Annotated in this window: 16 protein-coding genes; 7 read left to right on the top strand and 9 right to left on the bottom strand. The window is 43.1% G+C overall.

The window, feature by feature from the left end:
• The first annotated feature begins 420 nt into the window (after positions 1–420).
• Positions 421–1,137, top strand: a complete 717-nt coding sequence (locus tag QL982_RS00790; RefSeq protein WP_290190118.1) for a YggS family pyridoxal phosphate-dependent enzyme — start codon at positions 421–423, stop codon at positions 1,135–1,137.
• A gap of 23 nt (positions 1,138–1,160) precedes the next feature.
• Here QL982_RS00790 and QL982_RS00785 read toward each other — a convergent pair whose 3' ends face one another.
• Positions 1,161–2,435 (bottom strand): hemolysin family protein, encoded by a 1,275-nt coding sequence (locus QL982_RS00785; protein ID WP_290164764.1) that lies wholly within the window; start codon positions 2,433–2,435, stop codon positions 1,161–1,163.
• A 209-nt stretch (positions 2,436–2,644) separates the two neighbouring features.
• On the bottom strand, positions 2,645–4,336 hold the full coding sequence (locus tag QL982_RS00780; RefSeq protein ID WP_290190117.1) for an NAD+ synthase: 1,692 nt from the start codon (positions 4,334–4,336) through the stop codon (positions 2,645–2,647).
• A gap of 867 nt (positions 4,337–5,203) precedes the next feature.
• Between QL982_RS00780 and QL982_RS00775 the strand changes: the two genes are divergently transcribed.
• The 3 genes from QL982_RS00775 (at position 5,204) to epmA (ending at position 8,904) form a co-directional block, all read left to right on the top strand.
• Complete coding sequence (locus QL982_RS00775; RefSeq protein ID WP_290164762.1) at positions 5,204–6,331, top strand: AI-2E family transporter; 1,128 nt, start codon at positions 5,204–5,206, stop codon at positions 6,329–6,331.
• Between the two features lie 75 nt (positions 6,332–6,406).
• Entirely contained in the window at positions 6,407–7,510 is a 1,104-nt protein-coding gene (locus QL982_RS00770) for a 4-phosphoerythronate dehydrogenase (protein ID WP_290164766.1), read from the top strand.
• Between the two features lie 323 nt (positions 7,511–7,833).
• Positions 7,834–8,904, top strand: coding sequence for an EF-P lysine aminoacylase EpmA (gene epmA / locus QL982_RS00765; protein ID WP_201588595.1), 1,071 nt, complete (start codon positions 7,834–7,836; stop codon positions 8,902–8,904).
• Positions 8,905–9,013: 109 nt separating this feature from the next.
• On the opposite strand, the gene QL982_RS00760 is transcribed toward epmA, so the two are convergent.
• From QL982_RS00760 to QL982_RS00735, 6 genes are all read right to left on the bottom strand, one after another.
• Positions 9,014–9,646, bottom strand: a complete 633-nt coding sequence (locus QL982_RS00760) for an NAD(P)H-binding protein (protein ID WP_201588593.1) — start codon at positions 9,644–9,646, stop codon at positions 9,014–9,016.
• Between the two features lie 230 nt (positions 9,647–9,876).
• Positions 9,877–10,326 carry a YaiI/YqxD family protein gene (locus tag QL982_RS00755; protein ID WP_197099776.1) on the bottom strand — a complete coding sequence of 150 codons (450 nt, stop codon included), beginning with the start codon at positions 10,324–10,326 and terminating at the stop codon, positions 9,877–9,879.
• The gene (locus QL982_RS00750) at positions 10,326–11,678 is read right to left on the bottom strand and encodes a 5-(carboxyamino)imidazole ribonucleotide synthase (RefSeq protein ID WP_201588590.1); all 1,353 of its coding nucleotides are present in this window, start codon (positions 11,676–11,678) and stop codon (positions 10,326–10,328) included. Before QL982_RS00750 ends, QL982_RS00755 begins: the two co-directional genes overlap by 1 nt.
• Positions 11,679–11,896: 218 nt before the next feature.
• Entirely contained in the window at positions 11,897–12,457 is a 561-nt protein-coding gene (purE, locus tag QL982_RS00745; RefSeq protein ID WP_110921815.1) for a 5-(carboxyamino)imidazole ribonucleotide mutase, read from the bottom strand.
• Between the two features lie 99 nt (positions 12,458–12,556).
• A complete protein-coding gene (locus QL982_RS00740) occupies positions 12,557–13,522 on the bottom strand; it encodes a metallophosphoesterase (protein WP_290164760.1) in 966 nt (321 codons plus the stop codon).
• Positions 13,523–13,726: 204 nt separating this feature from the next.
• The gene (locus QL982_RS00735; RefSeq protein WP_290164759.1) at positions 13,727–14,335 is read right to left on the bottom strand and encodes a rhomboid family intramembrane serine protease; all 609 of its coding nucleotides are present in this window, start codon (positions 14,333–14,335) and stop codon (positions 13,727–13,729) included.
• A gap of 651 nt (positions 14,336–14,986) precedes the next feature.
• On the opposite strand from QL982_RS00735, the gene QL982_RS00730 reads away from it, so the two are divergent.
• Together QL982_RS00730 and QL982_RS00725 are read left to right on the top strand one after the other, a co-directional pair.
• The gene (locus QL982_RS00730) at positions 14,987–16,693 is read left to right on the top strand and encodes a hypothetical protein (RefSeq protein ID WP_290161995.1); all 1,707 of its coding nucleotides are present in this window, start codon (positions 14,987–14,989) and stop codon (positions 16,691–16,693) included.
• A gap of 261 nt (positions 16,694–16,954) precedes the next feature.
• Complete coding sequence (locus QL982_RS00725) at positions 16,955–18,547, top strand: OmpA family protein (RefSeq protein ID WP_290161992.1); 1,593 nt, start codon at positions 16,955–16,957, stop codon at positions 18,545–18,547.
• A 112-nt stretch (positions 18,548–18,659) separates the two neighbouring features.
• Here QL982_RS00725 and nagZ read toward each other — a convergent pair whose 3' ends face one another.
• Positions 18,660–19,736, bottom strand: coding sequence for a beta-N-acetylhexosaminidase (gene nagZ, locus QL982_RS00720; protein WP_290161991.1), 1,077 nt, complete (start codon positions 19,734–19,736; stop codon positions 18,660–18,662).
• Positions 19,737–20,228: 492 nt separating this feature from the next.
• Here nagZ and QL982_RS00715 point away from each other — a divergent pair, with 492 nt between their 5' ends.
• Positions 20,229–22,439: a carboxy terminal-processing peptidase gene (locus QL982_RS00715; RefSeq protein WP_290161989.1), complete on the top strand. Its 2,211-nt coding sequence runs from the start codon at positions 20,229–20,231 to the stop codon at positions 22,437–22,439.
• Positions 22,440–22,907 lie beyond the last annotated feature (468 nt).

Raw genomic sequence — 22,907 nt, 5'->3', positions numbered from 1 at the left:
TTTTGAAACCGATTTTTATATAGGGTCTGTTGAATATTCAAATATTAGGGCTGCTGATTGCTAAAATTGCACCAAATTAGGCGCAAGCCGACGATAATGTCGAGACCTTAACTAGGATTGCAACAACGTTTGGGGTGATTTTAGCATCAGCCTTTCAGGGCAGTACTATTTTCTGCCAATATATGGCGAAATTGTTTAACCTAGAATGACTAGGCGTCAAAAATTTCACTGCATATTGTCTAAAAAATAGTGACTGCCAGCACCACATTTGAATGTTCAACAGACCCTAGATACTGTTTCATTTATTTTTATGACATATTCATTTTTAAATGGGGCAGTCGGAATCAACTAAGAAGATATTTTTCTATTAAGGTACGCAGAAAAGGTACGCAAAAATTGCACAAGCATTAAGGATTGAATATGCAGGAAACGAACCGTAATATTGATGAGATGACGCTTATCGATAACTGGCAGCAAGTCAGTCAGCAAATTAATCAAGCATGTGATCATGCTGAAAGAAAAGCTGATAGTGTTATATTATTGGCAGTCTCTAAGACCAAGCCTGCTGCTATGGTTACCACTTTGGCACAGCAAGGACAACGTCATTTTGGTGAAAACTATCTGCAAGAAGCCATTGAAAAAATTGAGACTCTGAAATCACAATCTGAAGGTGAGGGTATCGTTTGGCATTATATCGGTCGTATTCAGCGTAATAAAACGCGCGATATTGCTGAGTATTTTGATTGGGTACAAACGGTTGAGCGTGACATTATTGCCAAGCGTTTAAACGATCAACGCCCCGATGAGCTGCCGCCATTGAATATATTGATCCAATTAAATATCGATAATGAAGACAGTAAGTCAGGATGTCTGCCAGCACAGCTACCAGCGCTTATCACAGCGATTAAGGGATATGAGCGATTACAGCTACGTGGTCTGATGATCATCCCTGCAAAAGCAGGTACGGATGCCTTGGCGCGTACCAAGCAATTGTTTGAGGAGATCAAAGCCAATCATCCAGAATTGAGCCATTGGGATACGCTTAGCATGGGGATGAGTGGCGATATGGCAGAGGCGATAGAGAATGGTTCTACGATGGTACGTGTTGGTACGGCCATTTTTGGTCAGCGTGCTTAAAAAGATAAGCTCTAGCCAGTCACTCAAAGCGTATCTTCTTGTTTGGTCACCAGCATCTGAGTGATTTTGAGATTGTCAGTCGCAATGATTTCAAACCGATAATTGGCATATTCAATAGTGTCGGTCTTTTTAGGGATTTTGCGTAGCATATACATCATGAATCCACTGATAGTCTCGTAATTTTGACTTCGTGGTAAGTCGACGATATCTAATGCACGAATTACATCTTCGATAGGGGTCATGCCATCGATTAGCCACGAATTGTCAGTGCGCTGGACAATAGGTTGTTCTTCTAGCGTTACCAACTCACCCATCACAATGCTCATCACGTCCTTTAATGTGATAACACCAACGACTAGTGCGTATTCATTCACGATGACCGCAAAATCAGCGCCAGTGGATTTAAACATCTCTAATACCTCAAACAGAGACAACGTATCAGGCACGAAAAGTGCTGGTTTCAATAGAGTCTTGTTCGTTAAGCTAACTTCTTGTTGGTTCAAAACCAAAGCTAAAAAGCTACGAGATTCCACATAGCCAACGATATGTTCTAAATCATCATCATGGCAGACCAAAAATTTATTGTGTGGCTGCTCAATCATGATATTCACGACTTCTTCGGTACTTGTTTTGGTATCAAAGTAAACGATATTTTCGCGAGGGTTCATTACTGAAGTAACGGTACGCTCCTGCATATCAAAGATATTTTCAATCAAGTGATGCTCTTGCTTCTTTAGTACACCCGCTTCGGCACCTGCATCCATCACTGCATAAATATCTTCTGGTGTCATATCATCTTGACGTATGGTTGAGATGCCAAAAAATTTAAACAGGATATTTGCGGCGCCATCGAACACCCATATAATGGGCTTTAGTATAAATATCAACAGCATCATCGGGCGTACGAGCCGTACCGCTATCGTCTCAGCATTTGACATGGCCAAACGCCTAGGCATTAGATCAGCAAGTAGTGAAAACAAACTCGTGATAAGTACAAATGATATAACCGATGCTATCGTTTCACTATTCAATAACTGTTCGAGATAAGGGCTGATGGCCGATTCACCCACGGCACCAGCTGAAATAGCGACCGCATTTAGCACTATTTGTACTACGGTGATAAAGCTACCAGGGTGCTCCTGCATATTGAGGACATCAAGTGCGCGAACATCGCCTTCTTTTGCCATAATTTGGAGCTTGATTTTGCGGCCTGCAGCGATGGCAATCTCAGCAGCAGAGACAAAGGTACTTAAGGCAAGCAGTAAAAGAAGAAAAACACTAGCGGTTAGCAAACTCATGACGTACTCGAAAAAAAATAAAGATAATTGAGGCAAATAGTTGGTGAAACTGTGTGGAAAAGAATATGGCTAGGTGTAGACATTTTTGGTGTATAAAAACTAAAAAAGCTGGGCAAGCACCCAGCTAATAGTGAAAAATTCAATGTTTTTTAAAAATAACCTATTAGTATCTAGCTAATATTAGCTAGATACTAATAGGTAGGTAGTATTTAGCCTTTGATCGACCACTTATTGACCAACGGATAGCGACGCTCACGTCCAAAGGCTTTGTGGCTAATTTTAGTGCCGATTGGCGCTTGTAGACGCTTGTATTCGCTATTGTCCACCATCTTGATGACTTTTGCGACCATCTCAGCATCAAAGCCTTTATCGATAATTTCTTGATAACCCATGTCTTCATCGATATATGACATCAAGATACCATCTAATACATCGTAGTCAGGTAGGCTGTCCTGATCCTTTTGATCTGGACGTAGCTCAGCTGATGGCGGACGAGTAATGACACGCTCAGGGATGACAGGGGTGTCTTCTAAGCGGTTACGATAGCTTGCCAATTTATAAACTTGAGACTTGTAGACGTCTTTTAGGACATCGAAGCCGCCAGCCATGTCGCCGTATAGTGTTGAGTAACCAACCGCCAATTCAGACTTGTTGCCAGTCGTGATGACCAAATGACCAAATTTATTAGACAATGCCATCAGAATAACACCACGCGCCCGTGCTTGGATGTTTTCTTCGGTCGTATCTGCTGGCGACTTGTTGAATAACGGCGCTAACGTATGACGGATACCTTCGACAGCATCGAAAATAGGACAAACGGTATAAGAGACATTTAAGCGACGTGCCTGTGCTTGAGCGTCTTCTAGACTGATTTGAGAGGTATACTCGTATGGCATCATGACTGCGTATACCTTGTCAGCGCCTAAAGCGTCAACGGCGATACAGAGCGTCAATGCTGAATCAATACCACCTGATAATCCGACAATAATGCCAGAGAATCCAGAGTGATTGACATAGTCACGCAGACCGACAACCAACGCCTGATACATTTCAGACTCACGACTCAAGGTCAAAGGGGCTTTGGCTTGATCGTTAAACTTGGCGGTTTTGACGTCTAAAGTAGCCAGTAGTAACTGATTCATAAAGCGCGGCGCTTCATGGGCAATGCTGCCATCAGCTTGCACGGCCATAGAGCCACCATCAAACACTAAATCGTCTTGGCCACCAACAGCGTTGACGTATACGATTGGCAGTTTGTTTTCACGGCTACGTTTGGCCAGCATGGTTTTGCGGTTGTCTTGCTTTTCGATCTCAAAAGGTGAGGCATTTAAGCTCACGATCAGATCAGCACCTTGTTTCTTAAGCTCGGCAATAGGGCCTTTTTCCCATAAATCTTCGCAAATGAGCAGACCGATAGTAATGCCTTTATAATCAAACAAAACTTGGTTACGACCTTTATCAAAATAGCGACGCTCATCAAATACGCCGTAATTTGGCAAAATTTGCTTATGGTAAAAACCTTTTTGATGGCCGTTGTGTAGGATAGCCGCAGAGTTAAAAGTACCGTGGTGATCGACATGCGGATAGCCGACAATCAGGACGATATCATCGATATCACTCAAGGTAGATAAGGCGCTTTTGACACGGCCTGATAAGCTTGGGCGCAGCAATAAATCTTGTGGAGGATAGCCCAAAAGAGCTAACTCTGGGAATACAACGACATCAGCACCTTGTTCGCGGGCTTGTAATGCTAGTGTGCGCATTTTTTCGACGTTGGTTGTGATATCACCGACCAAAAAGTGTGATTGTGCTAAGGCAATAGTGACAGTATCTTGTGGTTTATTGCTATGACTGGTTTCGTTTGAGGTTTTAAGGTTGGGGTTATCAGTGTCTTTTGACATTGTTATTGTTCCTATCGATATATTATTAAAATTTGGTGAGTCTGTATTGATTTCAAATAAAATCAAAGTAAATCCGAAATGAACTCAAAACTGCGCGCTTGCATATCATGCTCAAATATTGAATAGATATGATGAGTCTAAATCTTACATAGGCCTTTATAAAAGACCTATGATTGTGCTCAAGTATCTCATCCCAAGTGATAGCGACACCCCAAAATGAGGTCTTATGACAGTCTAGAAAAAGACAATATAAGAAGATGTGGAAATCTGGCTTAAAGGATTCGATGTCTGTACAACGATGCAAATAAATATGTGCAAATAAATATGTGCAAATAAACTTAACTACACTGAAAAGCTTAAAATAATTGCTTTAGTATAACATCAATTGTCGCGACAAATAGAACCCACCAGTGGATTCCCTTATAAGATAACAGTTTAAAAGCTGCACATAAAAGCAGTTTTCACTGTCGCGTTTTTACACACTAAATTCATGCATTATGCGCTAGTCATTATCGTTGTCATCTAGTAAGCTTGCATAGACAAAGTTGTAAGTAAAGATTACAACAACGCCTTATATAATTCACAGGCTTTGTTGCATAATATAGCGCGATGATTGGGCTTTTATTGTATTTTTATCATGCTAAATGGCTGTAAATTCGTGACCTTGTTATGCTATTTAACGGTCGAGTCACTTAATAGTCATGTGATTTCATCAGTCCAACGCAGTATCTTCTTTATATATTTATGATTTGCAATTCTCGCCAATGGGTATGGTTCACAGACAGCGTCTAGGAGCTGATATTCATCACACATTTATAAACTCGCCAGCAAAATTATCGTTTGCTGTCCGCTTTTGGTTTATACGCTATGATTGAAAACTGGACAAAAGAATTTATTATTCAGCGCTTACTAGCGATTACCTTGCTGGTGGTGCTGTTCGTATTGTGTTTTCAAGTGGTACAGTTTTTTATTGTACCAGCGCTGTGGGCAGCGATTTTGGCATATGTAACCTTTCCTATTTATAGCTTTTTTCATGAAAAAGTTAAGCTGAGCCCAGATTTTAGCGCCGCTATTATGACGGTGAACATCTCTTTAATCATAGGTGTGCCGCTGGTAATCGGTGTCTTTATTTTGCAACAAGAAGCCTTGAGCCTAATCAGTAACTTAATCTACCGTATAAAGGTGGGTTATTTAGATGTGCCTGACTCTATTAAAGACTTGCCTATCATCGGTCAGCAAGTCAAAGATGTACTGTGGCGCATCAACAAAAACCCTGAAGGGACGCTAGAAGCTTTTCGTATTTGGGTTCAGTCGCATTTATATTATGGCAAAATAGCCTTTGATGTGGTGTTTAGCGGACTTGCTAAGTTGGGCATGGCGCTGATGACGTTGTTTTTCTTTTATCGTGATGGCACCAGCTTGGTTCGCCAGATCCGTCAAGCACTGCGTAATATCATTGGCAATCGGATTGATGGTTATATTGACTCTGTGGGTACGACCACGCGCGCGGTGGTTTATGGTATTGGTTTGACGGCATTGGCACAGGCATTGCTTGCGGGCGTTGGTTATTATTTTTCTGGTGCGCCAAGTCCTATTTTATTGACCATTGTCACGTTTATTATTGCCTTGATTCCCTTTGGCACGCCATTCGTTTGGGGCGGTGTATCGATCTGGCTATTGAGTCAAGGACATACTGCAGAAGGTATTGGCTTGGCACTGTGGGGTGTATTGGTTATCAGCTGGGTTGATAATCTCATCCGTCCTATCGTTATTAGTGGTGCAACCAAAATTCCTTTTATTATTATTTTTATTGGGGTGTTGGGCGGTTTGACGGCTTTTGGCTTTGTTGGTCTGTTTATCGGGCCTGTGGTATTGGCTATCGGGCTTGCGGTATGGCGTGAATGGATATCACAGCATAAAAATGAAATATTTTCGCCACAAGAGATAGAGCTGACTGATGACGACACATTGCCACCAGTGAATGAGTCGCAATAAATAACAGCGATTCTACTACTAGAACCACTATTATTTGACTATGTTATAAAAACGATGAAGGGTAGGGTGAATACTATTAAACATATTACTATTTTGGCTGATAGCAATATCGCCAGTTTGACTGATTTTTTTAGTACGACTACGCTTGGTCAGTTGACTGAGCGGACGATTGATATCGTCCCTGTCGCTGGGCGAGATATTGATGCAAAGTTACTCGCTGAGATACAGCCAGATGTATTATTGATACGTTCCGTGACGCAAGTGAATGAGGCATTGTTGGCGAATAACGACAGTGTTCAGTTTGTGGGTTCTGCAACCATCGGTACAGATCATGTCGATCAAGATTATTTGATGCAGCGCCATATTACTTTTGCCAATGCTGCTGGCTGTAGCAAGCATTCTGTCGCGCAGTACGTACTGACAGCCGCATTGACGTTGCGTCCGCAGTATTGGCAGCAATCAGTTACTCTCGGTATTATCGGTCTTGGTAATATTGGTAGTACGCTTGTGCAGTATGCCAATGATTTGGGCTGGCAAGTATTAGGCTATGATCCATTATTACCAAAATCCAAGATAAATAATGCCAGTTTAGAGCAGGTGCTGAGCCAAAGCGATGTGGTCAGTCTGCATGTGCCTTTGACCGATAAGGAGAGTGATGCACATTCTAGAGGCAGCAATTATCCAACGCGTCATCTCATTGATGCCGATTCATTGGCTCTGATGCCTGCTGATACAATACTGATTAATAGTGCGCGTGGGCCTGTGATTGAGGCAGATGCACTGGTAGCAGATATTGAGCGTACTGGGCGACAAGTGGTGCTTGATGTGTTTGAGCACGAGCCTCAGATTGCTGAGCAATTATTATCTAAGCTTGCCTTCGCCACTCCGCATATCGCTGGCTACACGTTAGAAGGTAAGCTGCGTGGCACACAAATCATTTATGATGCGCTATGTGAGAAACTGGCCGTTCTACCTACCCAAACGATGCACAGGCTATTACCGCTTAACTTATTTCTATGGTCTGAATTAAAAGCACATCCGGACAGACTGATAAAGTTCTATGATATTCAGCAAGACGATGCCTCATTGAGAAGCAAAGAAATTGAAGGGCAGGTTAATGGTGCTGACTTTGATGGTTTGAGACGCGATTATCATCTACGTCGTGAATGGCAGTTTTAAAAAATTCAAACACCTAATTACCAAACCGATTATTAGGGTCTGTTGAACATACAAATGTGGTGCTGGCAGTCACTATTTTTTAGACAATATGCAGTGAAATTTTTGACGCCTAGTCATTCTAGGTTAAACAATTTCACTGCATATTGGCAGAAAATAGTACTGCCCTGAAAGGCTGATGCTAAAATCACCCCAAACGTTGTTGCAATCCTAGTTAAGGTCTCGACATTATCGTCGGCTTGCGCCTAATTTGGTGCAATTTTAGCAATCAGCAGCCCTAATATTTGAATGTTCAACAGACCCTAATCAATCGCAGTAGATCACAAATGACTCAAGCAAATAACATTTCTTCGCAGCCTATTATTTCTAAGCTTACTAGTTCTAAGACTATTAGTTCTAAGCCTAGCTATGCACCGACCATGACATTGGCGATGGCGCAGCAGCGTGCGCAGTTTATGAGTAATATCCGTCAGTTTTTTGCCAAGCGACAAGTGTTAGAGGTGCAGACACCGCTACTGTCACAAGCGGGTAATACCGATACTTTTTTGCAGTCAGTCGCCGCGCAGGTTACTTATCGAGACAAACTACAGACCTATTATTTGCATACGTCACCTGAATTCGCTATGAAGCGTTTATTGGCCAGCTGGCAAGTGCCTATTTATCAGATTTGTCCTGTTTTTCGAGACAATGAAATAGGTGTGCGGCACAATATCGAATTTACGATGCTCGAATGGTATCAGCCAAATTATAGCTTAGATGATATAGCGACTGAACTGGGTGAGCTATTAGAAGCGCTTTATGGTAATGCAGTCGTCATGAGCCATTACCGTTATGTTGATGCCTTTATGGATTTTGTCGGTATCCATCCACTAACCGCTAGTCTAGCCACACTACAAGCAGTAGCAGAAGATAAAGGCTTAACAGGCTTTGACTTTAATAGTGAGTTGAGCAGTGCAGTAAATACGGAAGAAGACCGTCGCCAGAGCTGGCTAGATTTGTTATTCAGTCATGCAGTTGAGCCAAATTTAGGTCATGACCTACCAACGTTAATTATAGAGTATCCGCCAGCGACCGCCGCATTAGCAAAAACAGCTTTGGACAAAGACGGTAATAAAATTGCCAAACGTTTTGAGCTCTATATCAATGGTATTGAGATTGCCAATGCTTATGATGAACTGGCAGATGGGCAAGCGTTAAGAGAACGCTTTGAGCAAGATAACCAATTGCGCCAGCGTCATAACCTGCCAAAAATGCCAATCGATGAGCATCTACTAGCGGCATCTGATGATTTGATACCTTGTAGTGGTATTGCTGTCGGCGTAGATAGGCTACTAATGGTCATCACAGGAGCTAGTAGCCTAGAGGAAGTGATTCCGTTTCCAAGCGGTTTGGCATAGTTTTTCTACAGAAAGTAGCTATTATTGCTCACTTAATAATCCATTCTCAAACGACAGCCATAGAAAAGCGAGTAAACCTTTTGGCTTACTCGCTTTTTTGCTTCAATGATTATAACTTTGCTATAGCCTCATCAATGGCTGTCTCACCATTTTGCATGCTAAAGACGGTCTTGATAGTATTGTTTGCCTTTAATACAGCTACCAAAGTAGTGGCGACATCTTCAATCGAATTTTCGCCTGAGCTGTCATTATTGACAGTAATTTTGCCCGTGGCTTCACGCTCTTTTAGTGCGCCTGCCTGTACGATAGTGTAGTCCAAAGTGCTGTTGTTGATTAACCATTGGTCAGCATAGTGTTTACAGATATAGTATTCTTTTAAGTCGGCAATTTTATCCCATTTACTGGTATCTAATGAGAATACTGTGCTAAGCATAATATAGCGTTTGATACCTTTGTCTTGTGTCGCTTGGATGGTCTTAACTGCACCATGTAAGTCTACTTCTAAGACGTCTTTGCCACCTGAGCCTGCAACAAAATAAACAGCATCAATATCTTGATCAATTTGCTTTTGAATTGAGTCTTTTTCAGCCGTAATGTCTAAGTCCAACTGGCTATAATTGTCATCTTTAAATAGCTTTTCTTCCTGACGGGTAGTACCAATCACTTGATGGTCGTCAGCCAATAACTGCTTAACCAAATCAGTACCTACTCGACCACTTGCGCCAATTACTAAAATTTTCATCGTCATTCCTATTTTTATTTACGTTATTTTTGTTCAAAAACTTATGTTTAAAAACTGAACATAGCGTAACAAGAATAGGCGGTACGCTTCGTTATGAAGCGTGCCGTTTGCATAGAGTTTGGTTATATAGTGTATAGGGTTTGCAAGGAGAGAGATAAAATAAGTATCGCTAGTAATGGACGTTAGCATAGTAAAAAACCAGATGAAGAATGTCTGGCGAATGTTAGAAATTAACGCACCAATTTATTTAATCCATCGGCAAACGCTTTTTTATCGCGGTCACCATAAGGCTTCTGTCCGCTCATCTCTTGTAGTTCTAATACGCCAGTACCACGCATGGTATCCATAAAATCACGCATATTGAGCTTTTGCTTAATATTATTTTTATCATAGATCACACCGCGAGTGGTCAAAACCATACCTCCTTTGTCCAAAATATCATTGGCTAACGGTATGTCGCTAGTAATGGCCAGATCGCCTGGCTGTATTTGCTCAACGATATAATCGTCCGCTTTATCAAACCCTGACGGCACCACTGTCATAGTGAGCAGTGGTGACTTGCGCAGTTTAATCGACTGATTGGCGACGAATATGGCCATGGTTTGTGTGCGTTCAGCCGTTTTGATAATTAAGTCTTTGGCTATCAATGGTACTGAATCCGCATCCACCCAAATCTGCATTATTTCTTAGCCTTTTCTGTTTTTGATTTAGCGTTGATAGCTTTATCTGACTGGCCATCTTCAATAGCCAATTCTGTATTTTCTACAGTATTGTTAGAGTCAGTCGTGGTTAGACTATCTTCCACCTGTGGCTGGCTATCAATTGGAGAAGGTTTTTTCTCAAGTCCCATTTTATTGGGTAGAGTCGCGACGAGCTTGGCTAAAGCAGGCTCTAAATCGGCCACATCGTTCGGCATCAGAGTAATATGCGCAATCTTACGATCGTCACGTTCTTCTTTGTGGTAGCTATGATAGTGCGCACCATCGATATTTAGCACGGCGCTGATATCAGGATATTGACCCAAGATATTGAGCATAATCGCTGGGTGTACATTATCCGTATCACCTAGCGGTAGGTTGACGACTGCGCGAATATGGTTTTCAAACTGACTAGTAACAGCACCTTCAATACTCCAATGCCCAGAGTTGTGTACGCGTGGCGCAATTTCGTTAGCAAGCAATGCGTCATTACCGCGTGCGTCTTTTGTCACAAATAGCTCCAGCGCCATGACACCAACATAGTCTAAATGGTTCATGACGGTGGTAATAGCATCGGTTGCTTGCTGCAGTAAATGGCTAGTTCCAACAGCAGGGGCTTGGGTTTTAGCTAAAATACCATGGTGATGATGGTTCTCGACCAAGTCATAGCAACGAACCTGACCGTTTTGTGTACGTGCCGCAATCATAGACACTTCACGGCTAAAGTTAATAAAGCCTTCGGCAATTAATGGTGCTGGCGTCGGTGTGAGTGAGCCTTTTCCAGTGACTGCGTCTTTGAGTTCTTGCCAAGCGGCTTTAATATCGCTGTCTTGTTTGATGACGAATTGACCTTTGCCATCATAACCGCCGCGGCTGGTTTTTAGAACGATAGGCAGACCTAGCTCATTGCAAGCTTGTTTTAATTCAGCTTCAGAATTGACAGCCATAAAGGGTACGGTGGCAATATCAAGCGAGTTAAACATCTGCTTTTCTTTTAAGCGATCTTGAGCAATATCTAGCGCAATCAATGGTGGAAACATGCCTTGCTTGCTACCAGACTTCGATAAGGCAGTAAGCTGTTCGACAGTTGCTGTCGGCGTGTTTTCAAACTCGAGAGTAAAAACATCAGCGGCTTCGATAAATGCTTCTAATTGCTCGCTATGAAAGACGCGACCGTATAGGCTGGCAGGACAGTCGGCACTGTCTTCTAAAAATACACATTGGTAGCCTAGGGGCATGGCTGCTTCGGCAAGCATCATACCAAGCTGACCACCGCCTAAAATACCGATGGTACGAATGGTTTGGGTAACAGGATAAGCGTTTGCTGTAGTCATGGCAGGCTCTTTGAATAAAAGTGAATAAGGTTTTTGTACATTAAAATCTAAAAATCAATGGGTGAAAATAGGAAAAGGTGCACTGTATGCACCTTATATCTAATCGGACTTGCTTAAAAAGTACAGTGTGATAGCTTTTATTTTTTGGCTACCAATATTCAGGTATGTTCAATCAACATTAAAAACTCTGCTATAAAAGCCAGCAAGTCTATACTTACTTAGGCGTTGATAATACCTGGCGTTGGGCTGGCAAGAATGGTCTCTGTCTGAGACTGTCGCATCTGATCTAGCTTAGTAGCAATCGTGTCATCATGCAAGGCCAAGACTTGAATAGCAAGCAGGGCAGCATTGTAAGCACCTGCTGAGCCAATTGCCAATGTTCCAACGGCGACACCTTTAGGCATTTGTACGATAGACAGTAGGCTATCCCAACCGCTAAGCATAGATGACTTTACAGGAACACCAAAGACAGGGAGTGGTGTTTGGCTGGCACACATACCGGGTAAGTGAGCGGCGCCGCCTGCACCTGCGATGATAACTTGTAGGCCGTTGCCTTTCGCATTTTTGGCATAATCAAATAATCTATCAGGCGTACGATGTGCTGAGACCACTTCACATTCAAAAGCGATATCGAAATCTGCTAGTAATTGTGCAGCGGCGCTCATGGTGGCCCAATCAGACTGTGAGCCCATGATGATGCCAACTTTAGGTTGACCAGCAGGAGAGGTGATAGGTCCGTTTTGCTCAACAGTAGTAACAGTTGCCGATGTGGTGCTCATGATTGGATATCCTCAAAAAGACCATCATACAAAAATTTTGCTACATTCGTAAAGCCAAGTTTGACTTTTAATACTGGTATGGTGCTAACAATGTTGATATTACTGGCTTATGTCCACTTCTTTATCGTGATAATGCTGCACAAAACGCTCGGCTGTCAGCGGTAAAGGTTGCTCGGTATCGAGCTGATAGCAGGTAAGGTAACCACTGTCTACTGCCGCTGAATAGTCGGTACAAGCGACCTGATTGCTCAGTGGCTCGGGCATGCCAGTGAGCCAATAATGACCAACAAATACAGGTTTGTGCGTCTTTAATGCAAAATCGATGTTTTCGGCCATGGCATCTTTCGGTATTTGAGCCATTGCTGATGAAAGCGCACGCGAAATCTCATGCAGTGTGCGTGACTCTAATTCATCAAGCCACCAACGTACCCGCACTCGCGTACGTTCAGTGCCTTCCTTATCGACCATGACCAAACCGTCAGGCAGTGGTGTCTCTACACCTTTTAATACCCGTTCTAAGGCGTCGAACTGTGTGGTATCTTCTTTGGCAGTGGTTATTAAGCCGTATGGCGTTAAACAGTTAGTATCCGTTAATAAAGGTTTTAGCACTGCCATACTATCGACATCCCAGCAGGCATGCACAAAACAAGCGTAGTCCGTTTCAATCCATAATGGAATTTCATATAACCGCTGTAGCCAATATTGATGACTCTCTGAGCCAAATGGTAGTTCGGCTAAAAATGCTTCATGTTGGCGTGTATGCACATCATTGTGCGAGCGCAGATATTGGATAGGACGATCAGGATTAGGTGTAGCAAAAGCCAGCGCATTGTATTCATGGTTACCCATCACCGCATCAGCTACATCAGCATCTAGCATCGCAAAGACAATCTCTAATGTCGCCACCTGCTGTGAGCCACGATCTATTAAATCACCGATAAATAGCGCTCGATGACCTGCTGGCGGTATAAAGCACTCACCATTATGAACATACCCTAACTGTAGCAGCAGGCCGACCAGTTTGTCTGCATAGCCGTGAATATCACCGATAACATCTATAATCATAATTAACTATCAAATCTTAATATATATAAAGTCGAAGAATATGAAACTGACAAAGCTAGGATAACGACTCTCTGTAATGATTTCAGAAGGCTATTTTCATTAGAAGCTACTATCGTTAAGAGCTATTATTGTTAAAAGATATGGTCGTTGAGAGTAGCCCTGTACCATTGCTGTTTTATTATCTCTAATCCAAGAGCTGTCTATTTAGAAGCTAGGAGACAATAACGCATTGATAAAGTGTGATAACACCCGTGGCTCTAGCACAATCGTCGCTATGACTCCGAAGGCGCCACCCCACATATGTGCCATGTGATTGATATTGGAGCCACCACGTTTGTCTGCATATATACTATAAGCGACATAAGCGACTGCAAATAAGATAGCAGGGATAGGAATGACCGCAAATAGATAGATTTTTTCCCACGGTGCTAACAAAATAAAGGCGAACAATACTGCTGATACACCGCCCGAAGCACCAAGGCTTAAGTAGCTGGCATTTTTTTTATTCTTAAGGTAGCTTGGAATCATCGCAATGATAATGGCCAGTACGTAGAACACCACAAAACCATAACCGAATAAGAATGACTGATATAATCCTTCAATCGCGCGACCAAAAAAGTACAAGGTAAACATGTTGAAGAGCAGGTGCATACTGTCGGCATGAATAAAGCCATGAGTCACAAAACGATCCCACTGCCCGTTGTTTACTGCTGGCGGGTAAAAAATCAATCGATTAAATAGCGTCTTGTTTTGCCATGCTAATAAGCTGACAATAACCGTGATAATGATGATAAGCGTCGTATGGTTTAACAAAGGAAAATCCTTAGGCAGTGCCTGATATGTGACAGTGCTACAAATAACAATATTCAAAGCCTAAGTGTTACGGCTGAGTAAAATCAAGTCTGACGCCTGATTCGTATTAAGGGGTAAACATTAGGGCGCATCTTCGACTCACTCGATAGTCCTCTAAATGGGCTGAAAATGGCTAAATTTTGCCCAACATGGTCAAATAGCGGGTTAATATCTCGATATTATCTGCGCTATTTTTCTTGTTTGACGGCCATTTATTGCACTTTTATCACCATGTTTGAAACGAAGACACGGCCTAGTAATAAAGTAATAAAGTAATAAAGTTAATAAAGTTAATAAAGTTAATAAAGTTAATAAAGTTAATAAAGTTAATAAAGTTAATAAAGTTAATACTAACAGCAGTTGCGCAGACACGAATACTTATTATGTGACAAAACGATGCTTTTTTATGCTGTTATAGTGAATAATGTAGCAGTGTACCATGCAAAATAAATGAAACTTTTTGAGTGGCATCACAGACAAAGCCATTTACGAGGGTTTTTTGAGGTGGGTTAGCAACATATCTAAGCAACGCATCTAAATAATGCATATAGAAATAAAAATAAGTGCTTAATTTTTTGCGTATCCGAACAAGGCCGAAAGAGGCAGTAATCTATGAATATTATCGACCAGCTAGAACAAACGGTAACCCCAGCGCTAATAGGCAATGATGACGGCATTAGTCAGGTGGCACATGTCAGTCTGCTTGAGCAATTCTATGCTATTTTAGCCGCGCGTCTAGCAGTGCCACAGGTTTACTCACAGTTGCTTCGTACCGATCAAGTGACTGCCAATAGTGGTATTACTGAGAACCCTCTATTTGAGCAATTGTGGCAAGACCCAAGCCTACAACAAATCATTATTCAAGAGCTGGCAGCCACACATCACATTGACGAGCACACAACGACGTACTTACTAATCAGTGCCGCACCGTTGGCGTATCGTGAGCTAAAAGTGTTGGCCAATGGGCAGTTTTTGCCCGCATTTTTGCAAAACAAGCAGTCGGCCTTACGCCCATATTTACCTATGTGGTCAGCAGCTGTTATCACGGCTACTCAAGACGCGCCTCAAAGCGTACAGGCAAGCTTCGGTACTGATGATATCAGTGTGCCAATGAATGATGGCTTATCAGGAAAATTCGATCAGTCCACTTTGGATACTCGTATAGTTCCTCCAACTTCAGCTCCGAATGCTTATGTAGACACTATAGAGAATGAAGCAATAGAAGACGAAATTATAGATCTCAATAAAGCAAATTTGAAAAAATCCAGTGTAGGAGATGTAGGGGCAACAAGTCCTGAGACAACAAATGCTGATGTGGATATAAATGCCAATAGCGATGCCATTCATGCAAATCCAGCAGCCCATCATTTTGCAGAAAATGGTGACTTAAAACGCGCACAGATGCGCACTCGTAACCAACGAAATGACCTACTAATACGCGTGTTTTTATCAACAGTGCCCATTGCTGCGCTTGCTCTAGCAGTATGGGCACTGTTGATAAAGCCCAATAATGACGTACCAGTAGAACCAGTTGTCACAGCACCTGTCACACCCACGCCGACGCCTGCGCCACCAGTGCCGACGACGACACCTGTTGAGCTCATTATTGGTGTAGACAACAGTGGTAGTCTATACACTTGTCGCGCGACGGTCGGTGATATCGCATTACAAAGCGCGTTACAACAAGCGCTCAATACAAGTTTTGGCGAGCAGGCGAGTATTTGTGAGCTGAACATACAGGACGGGGTAGCCAGCGACATTGTTAACCTGCCTGTGGAAATGCTGCCCAACGTCTTGACCATGCTCAGATCAACGCCGTTTGCGCGTTTACACGTACAAAACGATCGCCTCATGCTAGAAGCGCCAGACAGTATATTGCTGCAAAAATTGGTCACAGAAATACGCAACTTAGTACCAGCGATGGTAGTCGAAAGCATAGCACCACTGCCATTACCTGATAACAGTAATGGTGATGCGACAAACAATATGGCAAATGCCAATGAATCAAATAGCCAGTTTGAAGATGATGGTGCCAATACCAATAATCAATACAATAACGATGGTATCAGCAGTGATTCTGACGGATATCAGGCATCAGACGATGACTCTGGTGATCGTGTGATCCCCACTCCTTTGCCTAACAATGAGGGTGGTTTTAATAATGCCCCTAATAACCTGCCTACTAATGGCGCTAGTAGTATTCCTAACAATATACCTTTGAACAATCGAACGACCAGACCGCCAGGGCCTTTTTCACCATCAGAAGTGGATGAAATGGCAAATACCGTCATCGTTGCTGAACCAGCCCAAGTGAGGTAACGGTTTATACTGTATGCTCTTTTGTACTGTAGGTCTTATCGTTACGTGTGCCAACCGAAACATTACTTATTGTATCATTTGCACAACAACGCATAGACTGTGAATAGTCACTTAAGAATTTTATAATAATCAAAACCAAATAGAGTGGTCTGATGGATTCAGCGCCACCATGACTATTTAATGCAAATTAATGCGAAAAATTATACAGCCGCTTTTTCAACAAGCGAATAATACAAATAAAATAAAAGGGAGAGCCATATTATGGATATTATCAGTCATTTGACACGCACCGTTAGTCCAGCCGTATTGGAAGATGACCGTAGCCCAGCTAAGAAAAATCTATTAGAGCAGTTTTATGCCATTTTTGCGGCTCGTCTTGCAGACAATGATACTTTTAGCCGTTTTGCCAATGAGAACATTGCCCGCGATGACAATGCTTTTTATGACCGTGTATGGACGGAAGGCGCACATCGAGACCAAATTTCCCGCGAGTTGGCTGGTCAGCACAATATCGACGCAACCGACTCTCGTGGTTTGATTGCGATGGCAGCACCACTGGCTTTTCACGAAATCAAAAGCTTGGCTGGCACCACCCCAGTGCCGCAATTTTTGAATGATAATCTCGACAGTTATCAGCAGCACATTCCCACATGGGCAGGTGCTGTCTTACCAGCCAGTGCAGTCGCTACCACGCCCGTCGCTGCGCCAATTTCTGAGACGACCAGTACCGCGCCGCTACAAAAAGAAGCGGAGCCAGAAGGGAGCTTCATGAAAGCGCTGCTACCTATTATTGGTTTGATTATTTTAGGTGCATTGGCTTGGGCGCTACTGAGAGGCTGTCAAGAAAATCCTGAGCCGGTGGCCACACCTGCGGCTACCGCGCAACAAGTAGCGCAAGGAGAGAGTCCAGTAGCGGTGGCAAGTGATATCGAGCCTGCATCGTTGAGTATCGCAACTGGTGAAAATAGCGAGCTGTATGCTTGCCATATGAACGTAGGTGATGAGACGCTACAGACCACTGTCATGAACGCTTTGACTGGTGCATTTGGTGACGAAGCCAATAAATGCCGTGCTGACGTTGATGATAATTTTGCAGTAGATATGCCAGCGGCCGCTCAGCTTACAACAATATTGCCCATTATCAAGAATGTACCGAATGCCAGCATGATTATCAAAGGTGATAACATCACTGTCAATGCGCCTGACAAAGCGGCATTGGATAAATTGGTCGCCGACTTGCAAGCCGCTGCTCCTGCTATGACGGTTCAAGCTGAAGGGCCATTAGATTTACAAGGCGAGATTGATGATAGTCTGGCTGCAGCAGACGTTGCCATGACCAGTCTCAGTGAAAACCCAGATCCACGCGATGTGGCACGCGCTTTAAGTATTCAAGTGATTAATTTTCAAGTGGATGAAGCTGTTATTCCTGATGTTAATAAAGCGCTATTAGATCGTGCTGCAAAAATCATCAATAATATACCTGACATGACGCTTATGATCGTTGGTCACACAGACAGTCAAGCCTCTGATACCTATAATATGGAGCTGTCTCAGGAGCGTGCTGAGTCAGTCAAAGCGTATCTGGTTTCTCAAGGGGTTGATGCGAGCAAATTGAACACCAAAGGCATGGGTGAATCACAACCTATTGCGGCCAATTCGACCGAACAAGGTCGCTTCCGCAATCGCCGTATTGAGTTCATGGTCAATGATGAAGTCGTTAGCGCAAACGATGGCATGACGATAAATAGTGATTCGCTTGACCCAGACATGAACCCACTGGACAGTGATAATGATGATGTATTGCCAGATAGCGATGACGTTACCCAAGGTACTGCGGTAGATTCAACCAATTAATCTAAATGTTCTTATTTTGATTATAGTTAGACTATAGTAGCCAAACAACAAAAACCGCATCTTATAAAGATGCGGTTTTTTGTATGCTACTTGATGACAATTGAACAAGCTATTATTTATACAGAGTAGGATCTGTTGACTCTTTGGTAATTTGAGCATCAGCTTGCGAATTAAAAAAAGTTTGAGTAACATTCTGTTTGGCTTGCTGCCAGTATTCAAACTGCTGGCAAGTAGAGTCAAGATCGCCTTGCCATGTTGGTATATGACCGCACATGGTTTTGATGCGTTTTTGATTGGGATAAGGCAGGTCTTGTGCCGCTGCGGCAGCTTCATGAGCGGCGACACGATCATTACACACCAAAGCAATGTCGCAGCCTGCATTGATCGCAGCTTTTACGCGAGCGCTGACATCGCCAGCTGCCTGTGCACCTGCCATCGATAAATCATCAGAGAAAAGCACGCCATCAAATTTAAGCTCGTCTCGAATAATATCTTGTAGCCAAATCTTAGAAAATCCTGCTGGCTTGTCATCCACTTGCGAAAAAATCACATGTGCTGGCATGAGGGCATCCAGACAATGTAGCGTTTGGGCAAAAGGTTGCATATCGCTATTGATAATCTCCTCCAAGCTACGGGTATCGATGGCCTCTGAGACATGAGAGTCAGGAGCGATAGCACCATGACCGGGGAAGTGTTTACCCGTGGTTGCCATACCAGCGGCTTTCATACCGCACATAAACTGTGTTGCAAGCGCAGTGATGGCTTGCGGCTCATGATGAAAGCTACGATCCCCGATGACTTGGCTAATACCGTCTCTATCCAGTACGGGCGCAAAGCTAAGATCGATCCCTACAGCCAACACCTCGGCTGCCATCAGATAACCGCAATCGTAGGCACAACCAAGGGCCTGATTTGGGTCTTGATTGAATAACTCACCCAATCGACCCATCGCAGGTAGAGCAGTAAAGCCCTTGCGCAACCGTGCGACGCGTCCCCCTTCTTGGTCGACGCCGATGAGTATATCTGGGTTGTGATAACGTATGTCGTCGCACAGTGCCCGCACTTGAGCAGCATCGGTCACGTTTCGACCAAACAATATTACTCCGCCGACCTGTGCTTGTTTAATCAAGCTGACATCTTCAGCGGTCAAGGCGGTACTATCAATATCTATCATTAAGACGCCGTACATCGCGTAATCCTTATTGTATTATATGGGGTTATATGACGGGTTTGACTGACCTAAATGGTGAGCAATTGAATGGTCAGCCACTATCAACACGGTCTAATTATGCCAGTTATTATCAATCGAGCATAATATGGCAAATTATCGCCGTCAAATCACTGTGCTGATCGCCCTTGAGTTGACGCTAATAGTACTCAATAGTAACGCGCAATAAAAGTGATAGAAAGTTTGGTATGTGTAGGCGTAGCGTGTAAGATTGCTTATACAGTTTGAGACAGTTCAGTATTTATGCACATGATAATATTGATTGATTTTTGACTACAGATAAATATTTAATGATGCTTCAAGCATAAGAATAAAAACCACAGTAGTTAGCAACGAACAGCCATTAGCCATGATAAGAAAGCACACAGCATTTATAGGACATAACAAATTCTAGCGTTTTTAATTCTGATAAATTAACTCATACTATTAACTTCAAATAACTAGGTATATATGATGAAAAAACAACCAGCACAGTGGTTACTCAGTGCAGCGTCAGTGGGCATCGCGGGTATTATCCTCACACAAAGCTACGGTACTGCAGTCGCAGAAACCAACACGGAAGGCTTTGTACAAACACCCGAACAAAAAGTCACCACCCGTCAAGTCGCTGCTTTGCTGGATCGTAGTCATTATCTCAATCAGTCTTTAGATAGCAAGACGGGTAGTGAAATCTTGTCAATGTACATCGATAGCCTCGATCCAAATCATACGTTGTTTTTGCAATCCGATGTGGATGAGCTTAAGAAAAAACATGCTGATGATTTTGGTGCTCGTCTAAAACAGGGTGATCTATCCGCAGGGGTAGAGGTCTTTGATCGCTATCGCAAACGCTCAAATGAGTATTTTGCCATGGCCACCAAAATGCTAAAAACAGATATCGGTTTGACTGGCGATGACACAATCATCCTCGATCGTGAGAAGCTCAACCACTTCAAAACCAAAAAAGAGCAACGTGACTATTGGGCACGCCAGCTAAAGTTTCAGTTGATGAGTATCACGCTGGGACAAGAAGACGAAAAAGCCAAAGAAAAAGTGTTTTTAAGCAATCCAGATATCACTCGTGGACAAGATTTGGTCCGCAATGATGAGCGTACGCCAAGTGAGATTTTACAAAATCGTTTGTCACGTCAACAAGAGCAGTTTAAACGTCTCAAAGACGATGAAATCATGGAGACGATCTTAAATACAGCGATGCTGACTTATGATCCGCACAGTAATTACTATGCACCGATTCAAGCGACTGAGTTGCAAATCCAGTCTAGTCTTCAATTAGAAGGTATTGGTGTCTCTATTCGACCAGACCGCAAAAATCCAGATTATACCCGTATTGTGACTTTAGTAGATGGTGGCCCAGCAGCCAAATCAGGGCAAATTAAACCCAATGATTTGATCGTTGGTATCGCAAAAGATGGCGAAACCATGACGGATGTGGTTGGCTGGTCAACGCGTGAAATTGTTAGCTTGATTCGAGGCAAGCGCGGTACGTCGGTCACGCTCAAGCTGCGTCAACCAAATACGCCAGATGCCAGTGCCCGTACGGTTACGGTGGTTCGCGATATTATTCAGCAAGAAGAATCAGGCGTGACACAGCGAGTGGTAGAGATTCAGCGTCCTAACATCGACAAAACACCGAAGCGCATTGGTGTACTTGAGATACCAAGCTTTTATTTGAACTATCGTGCGCGTCGTAATGGTGAAGACTACCGTAGCGTCAGTATCGATACTGAAAAAGCACTAAAAGAGTTGAATAAGCAAAATATCGATGGTCTAGTCGTTGATTTGCGCAACAATCCTGGCGGCTCGCTAGATGAAGTTGCCAAGATGCTAGGCTTGTTTATCAAGAGCGGACCACTGGTACAGATTCGTGATAATCGCGGCAATATTCAAGTATACCGTGACAATGATGGCGGCGAGCAGCTGTATGATGGAAAAATGGCCGTTATTACTAACTTAGCATCGGCCTCAGCCAGTGAAATCTTTGCCGCTGCTATTCAAGATTATGGTCGCGGCTTAGTTGTTGGTAGCACGACGACAGGAAAAGGCTCTGCGCAGATTCAGCTCGACAGCTTGGCTCTGGGCTCTGCTACCTTAACGCAGCGTAAATTCTATCGCATCACTGGCGGTAGTACGCAGAATAAAGGCGTCGTACCTGACGTTGAGCTGGTCAATATCTATGATGATGCCACTTTTGGCGAACGTGCTCAGAAAAAGGCCTTGCCTTGGGATACGATCAGAACGGCGCCTTACAAGCCTGAAGGGAAGTTTACCAGTGACACATTGGCGACGCTCAATCAGCAGTCTAAGGTTCGTCAGGAGAAAAACCCGCAGTTTACTTATCTGTCGACGCTCAATGATATTCGTAATATGGATGATGAAAAGAAACCTGTTCGATTAGATATCAATAGCCGCCGAGCTAAAATGCAGCTGATTGAAAAACGCTCATTAGAAGCCGAAAACAAACGCCTTATCGCCACAGGTGAGCGTCCATATTCTAATTGGAACACCTATCAAGCAGCAATGGATGCAAAGTTTGAAGAGCGTAGCCGTATGAAAGCTACTGAGCGTCCAGAGTTGCCAGAGGATGAAGCATTCATCAATGAAGCCGCTTATCTCATGCTCAGTGCTGAACCTAAAGCGCTGCTTAGCCCTGAAGAAAAGCTCTAACTTGGCATTATTATAGAGTGACGTAATCCATGTAAGCATATGCTTACATGGATTGACGTTTATACCTCTTACCAATAGTGGGTCAATCTGCGACTATAGCTGTACGGCACGATTGAACGGAATGGTTCATTGATACTAGGGATTGGTATCTTGAAGGTCGCATTAGGGATGAGTAGTTTGCTGATTAAGGATGATAAGGCTGGATGCCTGTCAGTTATGAGATGCCTCGGGATTAGGTATCACGTAACGCTAACATGGATGGTTGGTAATAAAAGCCGCATGACGCTTGTCGTTATGCGGCTTTGTTACGTCTGGAGGATAGTAATTCTTAAGGTAGGTTTTTTAGGTATAGTCAAAGAACTCTAAAATGGATACAAGGCAGCCGACTGCAGATTGTACAAGTCGTACATCTAAGGAGGGTAACGCCGTAGCGGTTCAGTAGTTAACCGACTATAGATATTGCTCAAG

Source organism: Psychrobacter sp. 5A.1 (genome assembly GCF_030407455.1).
Taxonomy (GTDB): Bacteria; Pseudomonadota; Gammaproteobacteria; order Pseudomonadales; family Moraxellaceae; genus Psychrobacter.
Note: the sequence above shows the minus strand (reverse complement) of the source record. Positions and strands in the feature narration are given on the sequence as shown.

Excerpts from the sequence above, each read along its gene's own strand:
- QL982_RS00760 (WP_201588593.1), bottom strand. The coding sequence starts at position 9,646 with ATGAAAATTTTAGTAATTGGCGCAAGTGGTCGAGTAGGTACTGATTTG.
- nagZ (WP_290161991.1), bottom strand. The coding sequence starts at position 19,736 with ATGTACGGCGTCTTAATGATAGATATTGATAGTACCGCCTTGACCGCT.
- QL982_RS00725 (WP_290161992.1), top strand. The coding sequence starts at position 16,955 with ATGGATATTATCAGTCATTTGACACGCACCGTTAGTCCAGCCGTATTG.
- epmA (WP_201588595.1), top strand. The coding sequence starts at position 7,834 with ATGACTCAAGCAAATAACATTTCTTCGCAGCCTATTATTTCTAAGCTT.
- QL982_RS00790 (WP_290190118.1), top strand. The coding sequence starts at position 421 with ATGCAGGAAACGAACCGTAATATTGATGAGATGACGCTTATCGATAAC.
- QL982_RS00775 (WP_290164762.1), top strand. The coding sequence starts at position 5,204 with ATGATTGAAAACTGGACAAAAGAATTTATTATTCAGCGCTTACTAGCG.
- QL982_RS00730 (WP_290161995.1), top strand. The coding sequence starts at position 14,987 with ATGAATATTATCGACCAGCTAGAACAAACGGTAACCCCAGCGCTAATA.
- QL982_RS00715 (WP_290161989.1), top strand. The coding sequence starts at position 20,229 with ATGAAAAAACAACCAGCACAGTGGTTACTCAGTGCAGCGTCAGTGGGC.
- QL982_RS00740 (WP_290164760.1), bottom strand. The coding sequence starts at position 13,522 with ATGATTATAGATGTTATCGGTGATATTCACGGCTATGCAGACAAACTG.
- QL982_RS00785 (WP_290164764.1), bottom strand. The coding sequence starts at position 2,435 with ATGAGTTTGCTAACCGCTAGTGTTTTTCTTCTTTTACTGCTTGCCTTA.
- QL982_RS00755 (WP_197099776.1), bottom strand. The coding sequence starts at position 10,326 with ATGCAGATTTGGGTGGATGCGGATTCAGTACCATTGATAGCCAAAGAC.
- QL982_RS00780 (WP_290190117.1), bottom strand. The coding sequence starts at position 4,336 with ATGTCAAAAGACACTGATAACCCCAACCTTAAAACCTCAAACGAAACC.
- purE (WP_110921815.1), bottom strand. The coding sequence starts at position 12,457 with ATGAGCACCACATCGGCAACTGTTACTACTGTTGAGCAAAACGGACCT.
- QL982_RS00750 (WP_201588590.1), bottom strand. The coding sequence starts at position 11,678 with ATGACTACAGCAAACGCTTATCCTGTTACCCAAACCATTCGTACCATC.